Here is a 19,902-nt window from a genome sequence, read left to right as displayed (position 1 = left end):
AAGTCCGATTGACCAAATTGCTGCTCTGCCCAGTGAGTATGCGCGTTAATCACAATGTGTCTCCATATAGTATTTGAAGATCTGATCATGAGATTGAGGTTAAGTTCAAAAAAATCCCCGCTAATTTCTTAGCAGGGATTTGTGTATAAGAGACAGCTATATGCGCCTTTTTCAACTATCTTAAATCACTAGGGTTATAAGTTCGCAGCCGCTTTTAGTGTGTCAACTTTATCTGTTTTTTCCCACGGGAACTCCTCACGACCAAAATGACCGTATGCAGCTGTAGGTTTATAGATTGGACGTTCTAGGTCAAGCATCGTAATTAAACCGTATGGACGAAGGTCGAAGTGCTCACGAACTAGTTCAATCAGTCGTGCCTCTTCAAGCTTGCCAGTACCAAAAGTATCGATGCTGATAGAAGTTGGTTCAGCAACACCGATCGCATATGAAACTTGGATCTCACATTTATCTGCAAGGCCCGCTGCAACAATGTTTTTAGCAACATAACGACCTGCGTAAGCAGCTGAGCGATCAACTTTTGATGGATCTTTACCAGAGAATGCACCACCACCATGGCGAGCCATACCACCGTAGGTGTCAACGATGATCTTACGACCAGTCAAACCACAGTCACCCATTGGGCCACCGATAACAAAACGACCAGTAGGATTAATAAAGAACTTAGTTGCTTCAGTGACTAATTCTTTTGGCAACGTTGGTTTGATGATTGTTTCCATGACTGCCTCAACAAGATCGTCTTGTGAGATAGAATCGCAGTGCTGGGTAGAAAGTACAACTGCATCAATACCTACAGGTTGTCCATTTTCATAAGCAAATGTTACTTGTGATTTAGCGTCTGGGCGCAACCAAGGAAGCGTGCCGTCTTTACGTACTTCTGCTTGGCGCTGAACTAAGCGGTGAGAATATGTGATTGGCGCAGGCATTAAAACATCAGTTTCGTTACATGCATAACCAAACATCAAACCTTGGTCACCCGCACCTTGATCTTCTGGACGAGTGCGGTCAACACCTTGGTTAATGTCAGGAGACTGCTTACCGATTGTATTTAGGATTGCGCAAGAGTCCGCATCGAAGCCCATGTCAGAATGAGTGTAGCCGATTTCACGAACTGTTTTACGAGTTAGCTCTTCGATATCTACCCAAGCACTCGTGGTTACTTCACCACCAACCATGACCATACCTGTTTTTACGTAGGTTTCACAAGCAACACGTGCTTTAGGGTCTTGTTCAAGAATTGCGTCTAGTACTGCATCTGAAATTTGATCTGCAATTTTATCCGGGTGGCCCTCAGAAACTGACTCTGAAGTAAATAAGTGTTTCGCCATTATTTTATACTCACAATAGAGCGCTTCGCGAACATGCGTAAAACAGCGCTAAAAAATTAAGAAGATATTCTAACTAAAACATTGAACTATGCATAGCTTTTTTACGCCTAGACGTCTGTTTTTACATCCATTCATTTAATGAATTAAAAACAATGTGAATTTATTAGTTTTCTGATGATTTTAATTGCAGTGGTAATTTTATTAGGTAAGAATGGGCCTTTAAAACAACCGTGCAAACATTTAAAGGTAGGAGAATCCATGCCATCTCGCAAAGAACTTGCAAACGCAATTCGCGTTCTATCCATGGACGCTGTACAAAAGGCTAAATCAGGCCACCCAGGGGCACCTATGGGAATGGCTGACATCGCAGAGGTACTTTGGCGTGACTATTTAAAGCACAATCCAAATAACCCTGAATGGGTTGATCGTGATAGATTTGTATTATCAAATGGCCACGGTTCAATGTTAATTTATTCTCTGTTGCACTTAAGCGGCTACGATCTTTCTATTGATGATTTGAAGAACTTCCGTCAAATGCATTCAAAAACGCCAGGCCACCCAGAATATGGTTATGCGCCGGGTATTGAAACAACGACTGGTCCACTAGGTCAAGGTATTACTAACGCAGTTGGTATGGCGATCGCTGAAAAAGCGCTTGCAGCACAATTTAACCGTGATGAATACGATATTGTAAACCACTATACATATGCGTTTTTAGGTGATGGTTGCTTAATGGAAGGTATTTCCCATGAAGCATGTTCTTTAGCTGGCACATTAGGCCTTGGTAAACTAATCGCATTTTGGGATGACAACGGCATCTCAATCGACGGAGAAGTTGAAGGCTGGTTTAGTGATGATACTCCAAAGCGCTTTGAGTCTTATGGTTGGCATGTTATCCCTGCGGTAGATGGGCATGACAGCGAAGCTATCAAAGCTGCAATTGAAGCTGCACGTGCTGAGACAGGTAAACCAACGCTAATTTGTTGTAAGACTGTAATTGGGTACGGCTCACCAAATAAATCTGGCAGCCATGACTGTCATGGCGCACCACTTGGTGATGAAGAGATCAAAGCAGCGCGTGAGTTCTTAGGTTGGGAGCACGGTGCGTTTGAAATTCCTGAAGGTGTTTACGCTAAATGGGACGCAGCAGCACATGGTCAGCAAATCCAAAGTGAGTGGTTAGTTAAATTTACGGAATACCAGATTAACTACCCAGAGCTTGCGGCAGAATTTGAGCGTCGTACTAAAGGCGAACTTCCAGCAGATTGGACGGAACAGTCAGAAGCATACATTGCACAGCTTCAAGCTAATCCAGCAAACCCTGCAACACGTAAAGCTTCTCAAAATGCATTGAACACTTTCGGCCCAATGCTGCCTGAATTTATGGGTGGTTCTGCTGACTTAGCTGGTTCAAACTTAACTATTTGGGAGGGCTCAAAAGGCCTTACAGCTGAAGACGCATCGGGTAACTACATCTTCTACGGTGTACGTGAGTTTGGTATGTCAGCGATCATGAATGGTATTGCGCTTCACAAAGGCTTCGTACCTTATGGCGCTACTTTCTTAATGTTCATGGAATACGCAAGAAATGCTGTTCGTATGGCGGCATTGATGAAGCAACCAAGCATTTTCGTTTATACACACGATTCAATTGGCCTAGGTGAAGATGGACCAACTCACCAACCAGTAGAGCAACTGGCAAATATGCGTTTGACGCCAAACTTAGTTAGCTGGCGCCCATGTGACCAAGTTGAGTCTGCAGTATCATGGCAGCAAGCGATTGAACGCAAAGATGGCCCTACATCTCTTGTATTCACGCGTCAAGGTCTAGAGCAGCAAAACCGTACAGAAGAGCAAGTAGCTGCGATTAAACGTGGTGGTTACGTACTGAGCTGTGATTCAAATCCTGAAGTAATTTTAATTGCAACTGGTTCAGAAGTGCAGTTGGCTGTCGAAGCTGCGCAACAGCTACGCGAAAGCGGCAAGAAAGTAAGAGTTGTGTCAATGCCTTCTACGGATGTATTTGATGCGCAGTCGGCTGACTACAAAGAGTCAGTTCTACCAGCAGCGGTGACTCGTCGAGTTGCAATCGAAGCGGGTATTGAAGACTTCTGGTACAAGTACGTTGGCTTAAATGGCGCAATTGTTGGCATGAGCACATTTGGTGAGTCAGCACCTGCTGGTGAGTTGTTTAAACACTTTGGCTTCACTGTTGAAAATGTAGTAGAAAAAGTAAAAGCACTTTTTTAAGCATGTCAAAAGTTATGTGTTACCTCTAGCGTGCACGTGATATTCATAAAAAAACCACCTCAATGACTTGTAGGTGGTTTTTTTATGTCTATAACATATCAGTTTATAATAGCTCAACTTAGCTGGCAGATAGGTGTTAGGCGACTCCTAAAAAAATAGGCTGGGATCTTTTAGAAAAGAAAAAGGCCATAACTCGTTATGGCCTTTCTAATTTAGATTTAAACTCTAAATTGAGATACTGACTGACGTAACTCTTCGGCGAGTTTAGCAACTTCAGAGCTAGAGATGGAGGTCTGATTCGCACCTTCAGCAGTTTGCTCGGCAATTGTCACGATAGACTCCAACCTTTCACTGATCTCTTGAGAAACTTGCTGTTGTTCATTTGCAGCAGTCGCAATTTCTTCACTAACATCATGCGCTCTAGATACCGCGTCAGTGATGCTGTTAAGTGCTTCATTGGCAATATCGCTTTGTGCTACACACGACTCAGCTTGTTGCTGACCTTTAGACATAGCACTAACTGCTTCTTCTGCGCCTGATTGTAGAGATTCGATCATGGATTGAATTTCTTGGGTAGACTCTTGTGTCTTACTGGCTAATGAACGAACTTCGTCGGCGACAACTGCGAACCCTCGCCCTTGTTCACCAGCACGTGCGGCTTCTATCGCAGCATTAAGCGCAAGTAGGTTTGTTTGCTCAGCAATACCTCGGATCACGTCTAAAATACCACCAATTGCGGAGCTGTCTTGATGAAGCTTATTGATGACCGTCGAAACTTCCTCAACCTCATGTGCGAGCTGCTCAATAGTGCGCTTGTTGTCATGGGAGATCCCTTTAACGCGCTCAGCTTCTTGGTCGGCATTCTTAATCTCTTCAAGCGCTTGATGTGCGCTGTTACTCACACCATGTGCTGTAGAGCTCATTTCTGTGGTTGCTGTTGCGGCTTGCTCAACTTGAGATTGTTGGCTCTTAATTGCATGGCTTGATTCTGATGTAATCGCCGATGTTTGCTCGGAAGCAGCAGCAAGCTGAGTAGAGCGTGAAACAATACCAGCAATAAGGTCTTTTAAGCTTTCAATTAAAGTATTACAACTTTGCGCCAGCTCGCCGAATTCATCTTGCGCTGAGGCATCTAAAGAGTGTGTCATGTCACCTTTGGCAACAATGTCTAGTACTCTATTTACTTCTGCAAGTGGTTTGGTGATACGGCTAACTGTGACGAAAGCAATACCGATTGCAAGTAATGCAGCAGCAATCATGCCTGTCCATGTAGCGATATTGGCAGAGGAAACATCTTCAGTCACCTCATTTTGGATTTCAAATGCCAACTGCTTAGACTGTGCGACTAAATCGCCCAATTGTTTAAGTGCTTTCTCAGTTGCTTGTTCAGCAACGTTCAGCTCATTTTGAGTGTTCTCTCTTGCAGTGATCAAGCGCTCACGATTATTGGGTATGCTATTGCTGCCCAAAAGTTGTTCTGAAAGCGTTTGATAATAAGTGTCTAGGTCGTTTAACAAGTCTTCGTCAAGTTCAGCGATGGTAGCGCGCATTAACTCGATATTTCTATCAATATCTTCAAAGACATAGCTTTGCTCTTTCTTGACGATATCTAATGTGCTTTTTTCGTTAATTGTCAGCATATCTGCGCTGCTGGTGGCCAGAGAGCTAAATGAGTTTTCAAGCTTGTTGGCAGCGCGGTAAGCTCTTTGGTTAATACTCTCAAAACCATCTAAATCTAGAATATCAACAACCACGGTAGCCGCATCGTCTGCCGCAATCTCAGTTTCTTCAAGTTGCAACTTTAGCTGCTTGTTTAGACTAAGTTCCAGCGCTTTGTCTTGGAAAAGAGAGCCAACTGAGCCGGAAAAAGTCTGAAAGCTTGAGCTGACTTCCTTACTACTGCTGGCCAAGCTAGGTTCGTTACTCACGATATCGTTTAAATCAGAGTAACTCCGTTCGAATGCTTTTTGGCGCTCGCTAAAAGCAGCCTTAAGGTTATTTAAATCACCACTAGATTGAGTATAAAAACTTGCCTGAGCAATCTTACTCATTTGAGTAAACTCAATTTGTAGTGCAGCGCTACGATCCAGAGCAGGCACAGAAAGTGTGTTGACGAGCTGAGTAGAACTATCTATATTTGCGATCCTGAGCAGTGAGTTCCCTCCGATGGATAATAAGAGTAGGGTAATAATTATAAAGCCACCCCAAATACGTTGGCTAACGGTTAAATTCATACGGGTATACCATCAAGTTAAAGCAGTACAACTACTTATCGGATTTATTGCGCATTAGTTAAGTATTTTATAGCAGATGTGAATAGAAAATTCAGTAAAAATGGACAGGTTTCGATTATTTGCTGGATATTTGTTCATTTGTTGACAAATTTAGCAGTGTCATCGGACCTCCCCACACACAACCTGTATCCAAAGCGACAGCGTTTTCGGTAGTGGTTTTACCTTCGAGGGCAGCCCAGTGGCCAAATATAAATTGCGTACTCGCTGCTTTGAATCTCGTGTGTGAGAACCAAGGTTGTAATTCTTCAGTGTTCGCTAAGCCTCCTTTATTATCAAAATCAAGACGTAAGTCACTGGTCAAAAATCGCATACGAGAAAATACATTGAGAATCGAATTAAATTTGACTTGCTTGTCATGAGTTTCAATTGTAATCGCGGGTTGTTTACCGTACATGGCACTAAGGTAGTTTGCCGCTTCGGAGCCTTGATAGCATGTTCTAGCCCAATTTGAGAGTTCAATTGCCGTATCTATATCCCACAAAGGGTAAATGCCCGCGTGAGAAACGAAACTGTCAAATTGTGTGTCATAGTAACATAGCGGCTGCGATTGCAGGTAAGCGACATAGCAGGATAGTTTATCACTCGCTAATAGTGGTTCGAGCTTATCTTTTGGATTGGGGTGTTTGTTTGTCAAAACCGTTGCTAACAGGTGTAGGTCGTGATTACCCAATGTGACGGTAATAGAATCTTTTAGACGATAGACGAGTTCCATACAGGAAAGGGAGTCTGGCCCTCGAGCAACCAAGTCTCCTACCAAATAGAGATGGTCTTGACTGGGGTTGAACCCGACTTCATCAAGCAAGCTCCTAAAGGGGTCGTAGCACCCCTGAAGATCACCTATTGCGTAAGTTGCCATTTCTTAATGCAAAATATCTGGTCGGTTTAAACGAAATACCTTGATTGGGCTTTTGAACTCTGAACCAAATTCATTGCGCATAAGGTAGTAACCTTCCATAGTACCGACAGGCGTGTCGAGTACCGCACCACTGGTGTACTGATAGCTCTCCCCTGGACGAATAGTTGGTTGCTCACCGACAACCCCATCTCCTTCTACCTCTGTTTCTTTACCATTTGCGTCGGTAATTAACCAGTACCGGCTTTCCAACTTAGCACTGCACAAACTGTGATTTTTGATTGTGATGGTATAGGCAAATACGTACTTATCTTTCTCAGGTTGTGACTGAGCTTCTACATAAAATGTTTCTACCGATACTTTTATCGGCGAACCAATCTCACTGTTTGTTGTCATAAATCCAGTTTGCAATTTCAATAAATTGAGTAAGAGAGATATTTTCCGCTCTAAGTGACGGATCAATACCCAGTTGTGTTATTTCTTCTACTGTAAGCAAGTTTGACAGGCTGTTTCTCAATGTTTTACGTCGTTGGTTAAAAGCTTCCAAACAAACGGTATTGAGAATTTTAGTACTTTTCGCATTACGACTATCAGGACCTTTTGGTATTAACCTGACAACAGCTGAGTCAACCTTTGGTGCAGGTTTAAAGCAAGTCGGTGGCACATCAATGACAGGCATCGCGTGACAGTAGTATTGTGTCATGACACTGAGTCGACCATAGGCTTTGCTGCCCGGTCCTGCAACCATACGGTTAACGACTTCTTTTTGCAGCATAAAGTGCATGTGTTCAACTTGGTCTGCAAACTCAAACAAATGGAAGAGTAGTGGGGTAGACACATTGTAGGGTAGGTTACCAAAGATTTTCAGCTTGGCTTGTTCGTCTACCAAGCTCGAAAAGTCAAACTTCATTGCGTCGCCCTGATGAACAGTGAGTTTACTGCCCATAAATGGATGCTCGATTAGGCGCTCAGCCAAATCTCTATCGAGCTCAACAACCGTTAATTTGCCGCTTAACTCAACCACTGGCTCGGTAATCGCACCTAAACCAGGCCCGATTTCTACTAGGTTATCGCCTGGCTTTGGATCGATAGCGGTGACAATTTTATCGATAATACTGTCATCATTAAGGAAGTTTTGGCCAAATCTTTTGCGGGCGCGATGCCCTAAATGTACTTTATCTGTCATGAATTCTTTAATTTCTTGCTTGCAAGCTTAATTGCTTCGTGTATTGCTAGTTCAAAGCTACCAACTTCTATATCTCCAGATGCTGCTAAATCAAGTGCAGTACCGTGGTCGACAGAAGTTCGAATAAAAGGTAAACCCAAGGTAATATTAACCGAGTTACCGAATCCCTTATATTTTAACACAGGTAACCCTTGATCGTGATACATTGCGAGTACAGCGTCCGCATTATCTAAATATTTAGCCTGAAACAGTGTGTCAGCAGGTAGTGGACCAATAAAGTTTTTACCTTCATGGTTCAGCACCTCTAGCACAGGTGTAATCGTGTCGATCTCTTCGTTACCCAAGTGCCCACCTTCTCCCGCATGAGGATTAAGGCCACATACTAAAATTCTTGGTTCAGCGACGCCAAACTTAGTTTGCAAATCGTGATAAAGGATGTTGGCGACTTTAGTTAAGCGCTCTTTAGTAATTGCTTTAGATACATAAGCAAGGGGTATATGTGTTGTTGCGAGTGCTACTCTCAGTCCTTTAGTCGCCAGCATCATCACCACATCAGGCGTGTTAGATTGATGTGCGAAGTATTCAGTATGACCACTAAAAGAGATGCCTGCACGATTGATGATACCTTTGTGAACAGGGCCGGTGACAACCGCTGCAAAGGTACCATCCATATTTTTTTCTGACGCTATACGCAACGTATCTAAAACGTACTGACCATTTTTTTCATCCAGCTGACCTGGGGTCACATCAGCCCCTTTATCAACTTGCAAATAATATAGTTGCTTTGCTTTGGCTGGCTGCACTGGTTGCTCTGTACTGAATGGCAGCAACTCAATATCTAAGCTCAGCTCTTTTGCTCGCTGCACTAAAATGGTCTGATCGACCACAGCAACAAGCTGCGCAGGCCAACTTTGCTGCGCTAGCTTCAGAACCAAATCAGGCCCAATTCCTGCTGGCTCGCCTGGTGTAATTGCTATTCTCAAGCACATATGGCGTCTTCTTATTGGCTTTCTAATACTTGGATGTGAGCTTGCTCACGCATTTCTCTCATCCATTTAAAGCTTTCTTCTTTGAACTTTCTTCTGAATAAAAGCTGATGAGCACGATTGAGCTTTGCTTGTTCTGTTTTATCAGCAACTCGCTTATCAAGCAACTGTACAATATGCCACCCGTAAGTTGTACGAAATGGTTCACTGATCTGATCTTTCTCAAGACCCATTAGCGTATCTCTAAATGCAGGAACGTAAGTCGATGGGTCTGTCCAATCATACTCACCACCTTTAAGCGCCGAGCCTGGATCTTCTGAATGCTCTTTTGCAAGCTTGGCAAAATCAGCTTTGCCTTCGCGTAAATCGTTTATGAATCCGGCAAGCATATCTCTCGCTTTTTCTTCACTTAGAATAATCGAAGGTTTTAATAGGATATGTCGTGAGCGAACTTCGATAGTTTCTACGACTTCTCTACCTCTCACATCTTGCACTTTCACAATATGGAAACCAGCTCCAGATCGCAATGGGCCGACGATTTCGTCTTTTTTCTTACCTTTGATGGCTTCAGCGAAAAGCGTTGGCATTTCATTGATGCCCATCCAACCTAGCTGTCCACCATCCAGCGCATTTGCACCGCCTGATGAAGCAATCGCAATGCGCTTAAATTCTCTGCCTTCATTTAAGAATTCGATGACTTTTTCTGCACGCTCTCTGGCTTCTGCAATTTCTTCAGGGTTTGCTTTGCTATCCACTTTAATCAAAATGTGGCCAATATCATATTCTTCACTTTGACCAGTTTGTTCAGCTAATATTTTGTTTAGGTTTTCGACTTCTTGAGGGCTAATGTAGACTCTTCTATCAACAGCGCCACGCTTAACTTGGCTCATGGTGATTTCTTTTCTCACATCTTCTCTATAAGCTTGGAAGCTTTCACCCGAGGCCTCAATTGAACGGCGCAGATCAGCAATAGTACCGCCTTGTTCTTTAGCAATATTGGCTAAGGTTTGATCTAAGTGTGCATCAGATATTTCTAAACCCATACGGTTTGCTAGTTGCAATACCAATACTTGGTCGATAAGTCGATCAGTGGCTTGAATGCTGAGTACTTTATCAGAAGGAAGCTCAGTGCCTTGTTGATTGGCTTGTTCTTTTACTCGGTTTACAATTTGGTCTACTTCACTTTGTAAAACTACGCCTTCGTTGACGGTGGCAACAACTTTATCTATTTGTACGCGCTCAGCAAGTGCTTGCTGACAAAGGGCAGCACTCAATATTGGAATTAGTAACAGCTTTTTGAAATTCATAAGAGTCTTTGTTGTTAATTATTTAAAAAATATGGTCTACGGTAACCAAAGATACCTTGTTTTAGCAACTGACTTGCATCATATCTTGACTTGCTTCCTAACCCTTTTAACACAAAATTGATATTTATGCTCGAGTCAAAAACCGGATCTTGAGTTTGCAAATTATTATTTAAGTCAGTTTCAATGGTTCTGTTTCCCGTGATCTGAATGGCCCAACAGCAAGATTCATATTGAAAGCCTGCGAAAACTTCAACGCTTCGCTTGGCTGTCAGATCTCGATGATAGCTTGCGACCATTTGCCAGTTTTCATCAATTGGTAAGCTAGTAAAAATACCAACTTGATCTATCTCGTTACCTGAGACATCGTTTGCATAGTGATGGTTCAACTGTACTAGCTTTTTATTATTGCCTCGGTAATCTAGTGTCATATGCGAACGGATTAAATCTTTTTCATCGGCGTCATATTGTAAGCCACCTGAGAAATACCAACGAGGGTGCCAATGGATTTTTGTTTCCGCAGCAAATAACGCGTTGTAGTTATTTTCACGGAAGGTGTTATTAAAAGTCGCTTCGGTTGGCTTGGCTGATTCACTCAAATAAATAATCTGGCCAACGCTAAAACTGAATCTCTCAACATTTTTTTTGTCCAAAAGACGCGTTGTGGCACCCAGCGTAAACTGATTTGCTTCTGAAATATAATCGACACTGGAAAAGCGCCTCTCTCTGAATAAACCAAAAAAGTCATCTTGCATTTTTACGGTGTCGTATAGGCCGATTTTGCTTTGATCTTTTTCCGGTGTATATAGGTATTGTATCTGAGGTTCTAGCGTCTGTGTGCCGCCTTCTAGGATCCCTCGCATACTGCGCTCAAGGTTTAGTTGGCCGTGCAGCCTGACTTGAGGCAATGTTCTTGAAATCGACTCTTGATATTTATCAGTACCAAAGTTGCCGTTTTGTTCGTAATGTGTGTGCAGTAGTGCAAAGCGAGAATCAAACGACCAAGCATGCTCACTCAAGTTATATGTCACACTTGGCTCTAAATGTAGTCGAGTAGCATCCGTTATTTCTGCATTGCTGTTTTTAAAGTGACTGAGTTGGCCTGTAAATCGCCAATCAAGTCCGAGGTACTGCTCCGCAGTACGATTTTTAATCGTAATTTCGGGGAAAGTGGAGTAGGACTCAGAGTGATTACCTAACACTTCAAAATCTTGTACTTGTAAATCAACGAGCCAATCTTCTCCAAGGTAACTAAGTTGCCCTTTTCTGGTCAGCTGTGTATCCGTTTGATTGGCATAGCTAGAGCCGAGATCCGTCAAATAGTTATCATCACTGACATTCGTGATATCTACGCTAGCTCGCCAAAAATCATCGAAGTAACTTTGTTGCTGCCAATGAACCAAATAACGTTCATCCAGGTTAGCTTCAGATTTGTCATTGCTTAAAAATTCAGTTGCAACTAGGCCGTAATGTTGATCTGTTAGATATCTAAATTCGCCTTGAATTTGTAGGCCTTTATTAGACATATAGCGAGGTGTTAACAGCGCGTCATAATTTTCAGCAAGGTTGAAGTAATAAGGGGTGACGAGCTCAAGGCCATATCTATTCGAGCTTGATATGGTGGGTGTCAATAAGCCTGACTTTCTCTTGTCATCAATCGGGAAAGTAAAATAAGGGACATAAATAACGGGTGTGTCTAGTATTTTAAGCACTGTGTTATAGGTTTCGCCCCACCCATTTTCTTTGTCTAAAACAATGGAGCTTGCCTCAATTGCCCAAAACGGCGAATCGCCGGGGCAAGTTGTAAAGCTAGCATTGAACAATCCAACTTGATTTTGAGAGGCGTGTAACTTTTCAGCTTTACCGCGGCCCTGCTGTTGCGTGAGGCGGTATTCAGCACCGAGCAAGCTAAATTCATTATTATTGAGGTCGGCATACATACCCGAACTGTTTACTAGGGTGTAGCTATCTTGGAACAACAAAGGCCCTGTGGCATTGAGTAAGCCCTGTCTTTTATCAATCAATGCGCTTTGAGCATTCATTGTCATTGCGGCAGTATATACAGCAACATTGCCAGAAAATTCTGCGCTTTTGGTACCTTGCAGTTCAACTTTGTTTGCTTGAATATCGATAGTGTTAGGCATCAAATCAGGTATTGGTTGCCACCTTTTAGGCTGAATATACTCTTTACAGAGTCCGCCAACAGTGTTCGAATTAGCTATAGCTGTTGTACTAATCAGGGGTAGGACTAGAATGCCCCAATTTTTACTCATTTATCAACCTTGTCTACCTAGCACCACTATTCAAGCCAGACATGATAAATGAAAACCGTGTTAAATACAGTAATTAAGATCAGTAATTGGTGAGAAAAATGACGAGGTTAAACTCAGACGAGATAGTACAAAGAAGTCAAGACAGGTTGAAATTTATCGAGCTATATTTGACACAACAAGAAAATACGCCTGAACAGCTAAAATTCGAGGCCATCACAGGGGATGCCAGCTTTCGCTTGTATTTCAGAGTTGTGGTAGGGCAAGAGCGCTACATCTTGATGGACGTAACGCCAGAAAAAGGGAGCGTTGTGCCTTTTGTTAAGTTAAACGAAAATTTTAAAAAAAATGGCTTAGCAGTACCGGAAATTCATGCATTTAATGAAAAGCTAGGCTTTGTATTGTTAGAAGACTTGGGCTCTACGCACCTTGCGGATTTAATTGACCATCAATTTGACAAGCGCAAGTATAGAGAGCTGATAAGCTGGTTACCTAAAATTGCACAAGTAAAAGCATCTCCTTGGATGAACCCTTATGACGCTGAATTTATTCAGCAAGAAACCAATATCTTTCGTTTGTGGTTACTTGAGTCTTGGTTGGGCGTTACGCTATTTGAAGAAATGAGCATGCAATGGACGGAATTAAATGCGAAGCTGACCGAGCAAATGTTAGCACAACCACAAACGGTGATGCATCGTGATTTTCACAGCCGTAATGTAATGTATAGCGAAAATGCTGGGCGATTAATTGACTATCAAGATGCCGTGATGGGCCCTGTGTGTTACGACGCTGTATCTTTACTTAAAGATTGTTACATTAGATTGCCACAAACAGAGTTTCTTGAATTGCGGAGCGAAAGCTATCAACAGCTGTTTAAAGCTGGTTTGCTTGGCGATATGACGTTTGATCAGTATGTTTATCACTTTGATTTAACTGGATTACAAAGACACTTAAAAGCGGCGGGTATATTTGTGCGGTTGCACTTACGTGATGGTAAAGCGGGTTACCTACAAAGCATTATTCCTACTTTGGAATATGTTGTCGAAGTGGGAAATCGTTATTCAGAGTTTCAATGGCTTGCAACTTGGTTGCAATCCGAGATAATACCTTTGATACAGGTTAAATTACAGAGTTAATATGAAAGCCATGATTTTAGCGGCTGGTCGTGGCCAGCGTATGATGCCACTTACCTCAGACCTTCCAAAACCGCTTTTACAAGTTGCAGGTAGGCCATTGATTACTTATCATCTTGAACGTTTAAAAGTGGCTGGTATTGACGAAGTGGTCATTAACTTAGCGTGGCAGGGAAATAAAATAGAAAGTTTTTTTGGCAACGGTGAGCAGTTGGGAATGCAAATTCAATATAGCCATGAGCCCCTGGGTGGCCTAGAAACGGCTGGTGGCATCAAGCAAGCACTCCCTAAGTTGTGTAGCAAAGAAGAACAGTTTATCGTAATAAATGGTGATATTTTTACAGACTATGATGTCCACGCATTAACCAAGCTGCAATTACATGCAGGAGAAGCCCATATTGTCTTGGTCGAAAACCCCGCTCACAACCCTCAAGGTGATTTTGGCCTAACACATCAACCGCTGAATGAACACAAATATACTTTTTCTGGTATAGGCCTCTACGACAAAGCTTTTTTTGATGACTTAGAAACCGGCAAAGTGCCATTGGGGCCACTGTTGCGTGAGGGGATAAATGAGAGCAAAGTATCCAGTGAATTATATCTGGGCCTTTGGTATGACATTGGTACACCCCAGAGGCTAGAAGAGATCAATCGAGAAATGGAGTCTGAACATGTGGGGTAAGCTGCTAGGCACAGGGTTTGGGTTTTTGTTTGGCAAATGGTTCGGGGCTATTTTAGGTTTCTATCTCGGTCATTTGTTTGACAAAAGTTTAAAGCAAGATTTTGATAAAGCGGGTGGATTCCAAGGCTTTTTCAGCGGCGATGATTTAAACGAGAGGCAAGCACTGTTCTTTTCAAGCTGTTTTTCAGTCATGGGTCATATTGCAAAATCCAATGGCCGAGTAAGTGAAATTCATATTCAAGCAGCTTCGGCATTTATGGACGAAATGCGGCTTCATGGTGAAGAGCGCAGGGAGGCACAGAGTGCTTTCAATGCCGGAAAAAGTAATGAGTTCTCAATCGAAGAGTCGGTTGGCGATTTCAAAGAAGCCTTTGCAAGACGGTATGACTTATTGCAATTATTCTTAGAAATTCAAATTCAAATGGCTTTTTCCGATGGGCATTTAGCGACAAAAGAGCTTGAGCTTTTGAAGTTGGTAAGTAAATACTTAGGTATTAATGAAAAGCATTTCCGTTTTATTTTAAAGCGTTACCAAGCTGAGTTTAAGTTTAGGCAGCAGCGTGCTCAGTGGCAATCTCAACAGCGTACTCACTCTGGCAATCGTGAAAATCAGCATGGTCAAAAGCGAACGCATATGCCGCCATCTCAACCAGAGGTATCTGAAGCACAGGCTTTGGCTGTTTTAGGGCTAGAGCAGGGAGCGAATGAAAAGGACATTAAGCGTGCCTATCGGAAACTAATGGCGCAGCACCACCCGGATAAATTAGTATCTCAGGGACTGCCAGAGCACATGATGGAAATAGCGAAAGGCAAGTCACAGAATATTCAAGCTGCGTATGAGGTATTAAAAAAGAGGTAACCTCAGAGCTGCCTTAGGAAGCCCGACAGTTCTTTTCTTAGTCTTTGATGTTGTCGCTCTTGGGTATGCTGGCCAAATAATTGTCTTTGGCGATAGTCGTACTTGCTATTGCGTTTTGCCCACCTGCGGCGTGCTTTAATCGTGTGTAGTACCGCGGGGTTGTCGTATGAGTAATATACGTCCAAAAGCGCAGGGCTTACGAGCGAAAGGCTAGCTGGTAGGTGTTTGTTTCTGCTTGGGTTGGCTAACTGAGCACTTACCGTGATGAGAGCATCTACGCGAATATTGGGTAAAGTAGCAAGGTATTCTGTGATCAGTCCAGCACTGTTGCCAAAAGCAAGAATGGCAATATGTTCGCTTTCTCGTAGAGCCAGGGTTTTGTAAAGTGCAGAAAACCGAGCAACAAGCTCAGATTTATAGTCATTGAGCGCCATTTCACTTATTACAGCAACATCTGCTGATTTTTGGGTATCATCACTGTCTGTGCTAGAAATTGCACTCTTCATGAGATCAGGCCCATAATTGAAACTCGGAGAAGGAATAACGTACGTATCATAGCCATCGTCATTCAGTGCTTCTCTTAAGTAACTCAATCCATTTCCCTGAACCGGGCTCTGATCTATGCCCGGTAACATGACGACGATGCCGCGTTTGCTACTACTCATATACTCAGAATATAGAACGGATATTTCTCTTTCATCATCTTTAATTGTGATAAACGAATCGGCCGGTAGCCAGTGGTTTAGGTCTGATCCGATCACAGCAGACTTTGCGATAGGAGCAACATGTTCAACTGCTTGGCAAACTGTACTGACAAAAATCAAGAATACGAAGCATATAGATACGAGATAAAATCGGAGACCCTTCATTGTAATGTGCTTAAATGAACTGCTGTACTTTCCTATCGACAGTAAAACGACGAACTTTAGTATTTTGGTAAGGGAATTTGATACACTGAGAATGTTGATAGTATTGGAGGTATATCGGTGTCAAATACGACAGATAGCAAACGTGATTATATATGGTTGTTTTTTAAAGGGGCTGGCATGGGGGCGGCGGATGTCGTACCAGGTGTTTCAGGCGGCACTATTGCATTTATAACAGGCATTTATGCTCGCTTATTGGCAGCCATTAAAAGTGTTGATTTGAGTGCGCTCCAAATGGTACTGAAAGGCCAATTTAAAGAGGCTTGGGAACATGTCGACGGTAGCTTTTTACTGGCAGTATTCGGAGGCTTGATCACAAGCGCGTTGTCTTTGGCAAAAATAATCACTTATTTACTCGAACATCATCAACAATTGGTGTGGTCGTTTTTCTTCGGGTTGATTATTGCGTCTTTTATTTATATCGCCAAAAAAGTTGATAAGTGGCAGGCAACACACATAGTAAGTTGTATATTAGGCGCAGCGATTGCTTATGTGATTACTGCAATGAGCCCTGCCGAAGCACAGGTACAACCATGGTTTTATTTTGTCGCAGGTAGCATTGCTGTTTGCGCGATGATATTACCTGGGATCTCTGGGAGCTTTATTTTACTCTTGCTTGGTATGTATGGACATGTTCTAACTGCTCTAAACAACAAAGAACTGATTTTAATTGGGCTATTTTTACTTGGGTGTATTTGCGGATTAATGATTTTTTCGAGATTTTTGTCTTGGTTATTAAGTAAGTACGAGCAAGTAACGTTTGCACTATTGTCTGGGTTTTTGATAGGTTCATTAAATATGCTGTGGCCCTGGAAAAAAGTCGTAACGACCTATGTGAACTCCAGCGGCATAGAAAAACCGCTGATGCAAAAAAACATTTCACCGATGGAATTCACGCAATTGACTGGTCAAGACGCGCAATTAACAGTTTGCATTGCTTTGGCCGTAGCTGGCCTGATCTTAATCCTTACTTTGGATCGCATCAGCCATAAAGATTGAGTTTTTGTGTGAGGTTTATTCCTGCCTAATACACAAGAAAAGCCGCAAATAAGCCGCTATTTGCGGCTTTTTGATTTCTTTTGCTATGGTCGGCACTGCGGAGTATCAAATCCACTTTCAGATTTCCCCGCCTTAATCTAATTTTCATATGTGCCATGTATGATAATGGCAAACTGCGTCGCATTGCTTAAATTCAGTCTTTTATATGCCATATCGTAAAATAACTGTAAATGTAGACTTGTGTACAATGCCACAGGTGTAAAAAGTGTGTTACTTTCTGGCGGAGATGTGCTCACTTATTTAGGAAAAGCCTTGAAATGAAACTTGTAGGGATAAGTTGCCTGCTATTTTTCTGTCTGCTGGGAACGAGTTTTTCAGCGTTTGCCTCTACTTCTCAACTCGATTTAACTGCAAATATGCTAGGGTTTATTTGCATAGCAATATTCGCTGTTGCATACACATTGGTGATGCTCGAAGAAAAGCTTCACATGCGTAAATCAAAACCTGTGCTGGTTGCAGCTGGTTTAATATGGATATTAATAGGCGCTTATTATGTTGAGCAAGGCATGCCGGAAGCTACGGAGCATGCTTTTCGCCATAACTTGCTTGAATTTGCAGAGTTAATGCTATTCTTGCTTGTTGCGATGACCTATATCAATGCATTGGAAGAGCGGCGTTTGTTTGACGCACTGCGCACCTGGATGGTGCGTAAAGAATTTAGCTATAAAACACTGTTTTGGTTAACGGGTTTTCTTTCCTTTTTTATCTCGCCAATTGCCGATAATTTAACAACTGCGCTATTAATGTGCGCCGTGGTAATGAAAGTAGCTGAAGGCGATAAAAAATTTATCAACTTAAGTTGCATTAATATAGTTGTCGCAGCGAATGCTGGTGGCGCTTTCAGCCCGTTTGGCGATATCACTACCTTGATGGTATGGCAAGCAGGTATGGTTAAATTTAATGAGTTTTTTGTACTGCTTATCCCGGCTGTTGCTAATTATGTTGTGCCTGCGGCAATCATGAGCTTTTTTGTAGCTGATAAAAAGCCTAATTCGAGTTGTGAAGTCGTTGAATTAAAACGTGGTGCATTACGGATTTTGACCTTATTTTTACTTACCGTAGCTACAGCGGTTATGTGCCATAGTTTACTTCACTTACCGCCTGTATTAGGCATGATGATGGGATTAGGGTATCTACAATTCTTTGGGTACTTTCTGCGTGTGACACTTCCCGGTTCTTTGGCGCGCAAAAAAGCTATGGCTGAGCGAGAAGGCGATCAGGACAGACTTAAGAAGCTGGGTAGTGTGGTACCTTTTGATGTTTTCAGTAAAGTATCTCGAGCAGAGTGGGATACGCTGTTGTTCTTTTACGGCATCGTAATGTGTGTTGGAGGGCTTGGCTTTCTTGGCTATCTAAACTTAATGTCTCATATGTTATATGGCGGTTGGTCAACAACGGGGGCAAACGTATTCTTAGGTGTCATTTCCGCTGTAATTGACAATATTCCAGTTATGTTTGCTGTATTGTCTATGCAACCAGATATGTCTCATGGCCAGTGGTTATTGATTACGCTAACAGCAGGTGTAGGAGGCAGTTTGTTGTCGATAGGATCTGCTGCAGGCGTGGCATTAATGGGTCAAGCGAGAGGTTACTACACCTTTTTTGGCCATTTAAAGTGGACGCCGGTGATAGCGTTGGGTTATGTAGCCAGTATTATGGTGCACTTGTGGTTGAATGCTGACCTATTTGATATTTATGGCTAAGCTATTGTCGCACTTAGAAATAGGCCAATTGCTGGTAGACCGAGTGCAGGGCCTGGTCTACGGGCTTATTTTGCTCGGTTGCACGAATGATACTGCTTCTTGTCAAAGTGCCGTTTGTTTTGCCGATCATAACACCTGAATCTGAAATGGCAGCGCTAACGGCTTCAATACCAAGCTCAGTTGCAAGGATCCTATCTTCAGGTGAAGGGCTGCCACCTCTTTGAATATAACCCAATACACACACCGCGCTTTCGATTTTAGCTGCGTCAAATAGGGCTTTTTTTAGCCCTTGTGGGCCTTCTGGCCAAAGGTTTTCAGCGAGGACAATAACAAAGCTGCTATGGTTATTTTGTTGCTGAGTTTGGATTTGCGCAATAAGTGCGCGTTCTACATGTTTTAAATTGTCAGTTGGGCAGTTTTCAAAAGATAATATGCTTTCAGCGGCTGTCGCTAGGCCGACATTGAAAGCAATATGGCCACTATGTCGTCCCATTACCTCTACAATAAAAACACGCTCAAAAGCATTTGCGGTATCTCTAATTTTATCTATAGCTTGCGTTGCAGTATTCACGGCAGTCGCAAAACCAATGGTACTGTCTGTACAGGCTAAATCGTTATCTATGGTTGCGGGGACACCAATAAGCCGTCCAGACCAAAATGACTGCAACGCCATCATGCCACGAAACGAACCATCTCCACCTATGACGATAAGCGCATCAATATTATGTCGTCGCAGATTTTTTGCGACTGTCTCTAGGCCTGAATCATGAAGCATTTGAGGGCAGCGTGCGCTTTTTAAAATCGTGCCGCCATATTGTGTGATTGGCCTAACCATGTCTGGAGTAAGAATTTGGTATTCACCACTCATCAGTCCGTTGTAACCATGACAAAACCCAAATCACTCTATGCTCTTTGAGTGACAGGATAATACTATGGCACGAATGGCTGCATTCATGCCAGGCGCATCGCCGCCGCTGGTAATAATTGCTAACCTTTGCATGGCAAACTTCCAGTGAGTCTATTGCTTGCTATTAGCTCTTATCCTAGACAG

Annotated in this window: 15 protein-coding genes and 1 pseudogene; 6 read left to right on the top strand and 10 right to left on the bottom strand. The window is 42.7% G+C overall.

The features are described from left to right. Window positions 1-194 precede the first annotated feature (194 nt). Window positions 195-1,346 (bottom strand): methionine adenosyltransferase, encoded by a 1,152-nt coding sequence (metK, locus tag N482_RS01880; protein ID WP_063375470.1) that lies wholly within the window; start codon window positions 1,344-1,346, stop codon window positions 195-197. Between the two features lie 258 nt (window positions 1,347-1,604). Here metK and tkt point away from each other — a divergent pair, with 258 nt between their 5' ends. Further along, window positions 1,605-3,596 carry a transketolase gene (gene tkt, locus N482_RS01875; protein ID WP_063375469.1) on the top strand — a complete coding sequence of 664 codons (1,992 nt, stop codon included), beginning with the start codon at window positions 1,605-1,607 and terminating at the stop codon, window positions 3,594-3,596. 218 nt (window positions 3,597-3,814) lie between these two features. Here the strand turns inward: tkt and N482_RS01870 are convergent, their stop codons facing one another. From N482_RS01870 to lptD, 7 genes are all read right to left on the bottom strand, one after another. Further along, window positions 3,815-5,830 (bottom strand): methyl-accepting chemotaxis protein, encoded by a 2,016-nt coding sequence (locus N482_RS01870; RefSeq protein WP_063375468.1) that lies wholly within the window; start codon window positions 5,828-5,830, stop codon window positions 3,815-3,817. A gap of 115 nt (window positions 5,831-5,945) precedes the next feature. After that, complete coding sequence (locus tag N482_RS01865; protein WP_063375467.1) at window positions 5,946-6,746, bottom strand: symmetrical bis(5'-nucleosyl)-tetraphosphatase; 801 nt, start codon at window positions 6,744-6,746, stop codon at window positions 5,946-5,948. Window positions 6,747-6,749: 3 nt separating this feature from the next. Beyond that, window positions 6,750-7,139 carry a Co2+/Mg2+ efflux protein ApaG gene (apaG, locus tag N482_RS01860; protein ID WP_063375466.1) on the bottom strand — a complete coding sequence of 130 codons (390 nt, stop codon included), beginning with the start codon at window positions 7,137-7,139 and terminating at the stop codon, window positions 6,750-6,752. Next, a complete protein-coding gene (gene rsmA, locus N482_RS01855) occupies window positions 7,123-7,929 on the bottom strand; it encodes a 16S rRNA (adenine(1518)-N(6)/adenine(1519)-N(6))-dimethyltransferase RsmA (protein ID WP_063375465.1) in 807 nt (268 codons plus the stop codon). Before rsmA ends, apaG begins: the two co-directional genes overlap by 17 nt. After that, a complete protein-coding gene (pdxA, locus tag N482_RS01850; protein WP_063375464.1) occupies window positions 7,926-8,918 on the bottom strand; it encodes a 4-hydroxythreonine-4-phosphate dehydrogenase PdxA in 993 nt (330 codons plus the stop codon). Before pdxA ends, rsmA begins: the two co-directional genes overlap by 4 nt. Before the next feature lie 11 nt (window positions 8,919-8,929). Next, window positions 8,930-10,222: a peptidylprolyl isomerase SurA gene (gene surA, locus N482_RS01845; RefSeq protein ID WP_063375463.1), complete on the bottom strand. Its 1,293-nt coding sequence runs from the start codon at window positions 10,220-10,222 to the stop codon at window positions 8,930-8,932. 14 nt (window positions 10,223-10,236) lie between these two features. Continuing rightward, on the bottom strand, window positions 10,237-12,492 hold the full coding sequence (lptD, locus tag N482_RS01840) for an LPS assembly protein LptD (RefSeq protein WP_063375462.1): 2,256 nt from the start codon (window positions 12,490-12,492) through the stop codon (window positions 10,237-10,239). Between the two features lie 98 nt (window positions 12,493-12,590). Between lptD and N482_RS01835 the strand changes: the two genes are divergently transcribed. Genes N482_RS01835 through djlA form a run of 3 tightly spaced genes read left to right on the top strand, consistent with a single transcriptional unit; the run spans window position 12,591 to window position 15,163 of the window. Further along, complete coding sequence (locus tag N482_RS01835) at window positions 12,591-13,625, top strand: aminoglycoside phosphotransferase family protein (RefSeq protein ID WP_063375461.1); 1,035 nt, start codon at window positions 12,591-12,593, stop codon at window positions 13,623-13,625. A gap of 1 nt (window position 13,626) precedes the next feature. Further along, window positions 13,627-14,304 (top strand): N-acetylmuramate alpha-1-phosphate uridylyltransferase MurU, encoded by a 678-nt coding sequence (gene murU / locus N482_RS01830; RefSeq protein WP_063375460.1) that lies wholly within the window; start codon window positions 13,627-13,629, stop codon window positions 14,302-14,304. Next, on the top strand, window positions 14,294-15,163 hold the full coding sequence (gene djlA, locus N482_RS01825) for a co-chaperone DjlA (RefSeq protein WP_063375459.1): 870 nt from the start codon (window positions 14,294-14,296) through the stop codon (window positions 15,161-15,163). Before murU ends, djlA begins: the two co-directional genes overlap by 11 nt. Before the next feature lie 2 nt (window positions 15,164-15,165). On the opposite strand, the gene N482_RS01820 is transcribed toward djlA, so the two are convergent. Next, window positions 15,166-16,032 carry a DUF3530 family protein gene (locus N482_RS01820; protein WP_081227647.1) on the bottom strand — a complete coding sequence of 289 codons (867 nt, stop codon included), beginning with the start codon at window positions 16,030-16,032 and terminating at the stop codon, window positions 15,166-15,168. Between the two features lie 117 nt (window positions 16,033-16,149). Here N482_RS01820 and N482_RS01815 point away from each other — a divergent pair, with 117 nt between their 5' ends. Both N482_RS01815 and nhaD read left to right on the top strand, forming a co-directional pair. Next, on the top strand, window positions 16,150-17,088 hold the full coding sequence (locus tag N482_RS01815; RefSeq protein WP_231100767.1) for a DUF368 domain-containing protein: 939 nt from the start codon (window positions 16,150-16,152) through the stop codon (window positions 17,086-17,088). A 317-nt stretch (window positions 17,089-17,405) separates the two neighbouring features. Beyond that, complete coding sequence (gene nhaD / locus N482_RS01810) at window positions 17,406-18,851, top strand: sodium:proton antiporter NhaD (RefSeq protein WP_063375458.1); 1,446 nt, start codon at window positions 17,406-17,408, stop codon at window positions 18,849-18,851. A gap of 13 nt (window positions 18,852-18,864) precedes the next feature. Here the strand turns inward: nhaD and N482_RS01805 are convergent. Then, window positions 18,865-19,851: pseudogene (locus N482_RS01805) on the bottom strand (6-phosphofructokinase). Between the last annotated feature and the right edge of the window lie 51 nt (window positions 19,852-19,902).

The organism is Pseudoalteromonas luteoviolacea NCIMB 1942, from assembly GCF_001625595.1.
In the GTDB taxonomy this organism is placed as follows: Bacteria; Pseudomonadota; Gammaproteobacteria; order Enterobacterales; family Alteromonadaceae; genus Pseudoalteromonas; species Pseudoalteromonas luteoviolacea_A.
The sequence above is the reverse complement of the archived record's forward strand: the minus strand, read 5'-3'. Positions and strand labels throughout refer to the sequence as shown.